Annotated in this window: 1 protein-coding gene; it reads left to right on the forward strand. The window is 73.3% G+C overall.

Annotation, left to right across the window (positions count from 1 at the left end; genetic code table 11):
• Positions 1-1,338, forward strand: a 1,338-nt coding sequence (tssF, locus tag BKE38_RS28960; protein WP_076960578.1) for a type VI secretion system baseplate subunit TssF, incomplete at both ends; no start/stop codon positions are given.

The raw sequence follows: 1,338 nt of genomic DNA on the forward strand, positions 1-1,338 counted from the left end.
GCGCCGGTGCCGTCGATGACCACGCTGCGGCTGCGCCCGGGCGCCGAGCTGCGCGGCCCCATCGTCATCCCGCGCGGCCTGGCGGTGGAAAGCGAGCCGGTGCGCGGCGAGCCGGTGCGCTTCCGCAGCTGCCACGACGTCACCCTCTGGCCGCTGGTGCTGGAGCAGGCGCGGCTGACCGGGCTGCCGATCGCGGCTCCCTTGAACCGCGCGGCGGCCGGCGCGGCTGCCTGCCTGCGGCTGACCTTCCGCACGCTGTCGCCTGACCTGCCGATGGCCGAACTCGGCCTCGACAAGCTGCGGCTGCATCTGCGCGGCGTCGGCGCCCAGGCGGCGCTGCTGCACGAGGTGCTGAGCCAGTCGGTGCTGTCCATCGCGCTGGCCGACGGGCCTGCCGATCCGTCGCCCACCATCCTCGATGCGTCGCGGCTGCGCCCGGTCGGCTTCGCGCGCGAGGAGGCGGCGCTGCCCTGGCCCAACCGCGCCTTCGACGGCTACCGCCTGCTCTCCGAATACTTCGCCTTCCCGGAAAAGTTTCTGTACGTTGAGCTGGACGGGCTCGAAGCCCGCAGCCTGATGCAGCAGGGCGACAAGCTGGAAGTTTTCATCTGGCTGTCGCGCGCGGTGCCGGAGCTGGAGCGCTCGGTCACCGCCGACAGTTTCGCCCTGGGCTGCACCCCGGCGATCAACCTCTTCCCGCAGCGCTGCGAGCCCATCGCGCTGGACGGCACCCGCAGCGAATGGCAGGTCATGCCCGATGCGCGGCGGCCGGCGGCGCTGGAAGTGCATTCCCTGACCCGCATCCGCGAAAGCCGCCCCGACGGCAGCCGGCGCGAGGTTCTTCCCTTCCATCGCCTCGGCCGGGTCGAGGAGGACGAGACGGCGGCGGAGGTCCACTACCTGGCGCTGCGCCGCCCCGCCCCGGCGCCGCTCGGCGGGACGCAGACGCATCTGGCGCTGCGCGACCTGTCCTTCGATCCGGCGCGGCCGGCGGATGCGGTGCTCAGCATCGATGCGCTCTGCTGCAACCGCGACCTGCCTTCGATGCTGCCCTTCGGCGGCGGCCAGCCGCGGCTGCGCGTCGCCGATGGCGGCGTCTCGCTCGACGGCGCCGAATGCCTCTCCGCGCCGACGCCGACCCTGCGCCCCGGGCTGCAGGACCGCAGCGCCTGGAAGCTGATTTCCCATCTGGCGCTGAACCACCTGGGCATCACCGGCGGCGAGCAGGGCGCGCTGGCCCTGAAGGAAATGCTGCGGCTGCACGACCTGCGCGACACGCCGGAGAACCGCGCGGCCATTTCTGCCCTCGTCGCGGTCGAGGCGCGGCCGGGCGTGGCG

Source organism: Teichococcus deserti (assembly GCF_001982615.1).
GTDB classification, from domain to species: Bacteria; Pseudomonadota; Alphaproteobacteria; order Acetobacterales; family Acetobacteraceae; genus Pseudoroseomonas; species Pseudoroseomonas deserti.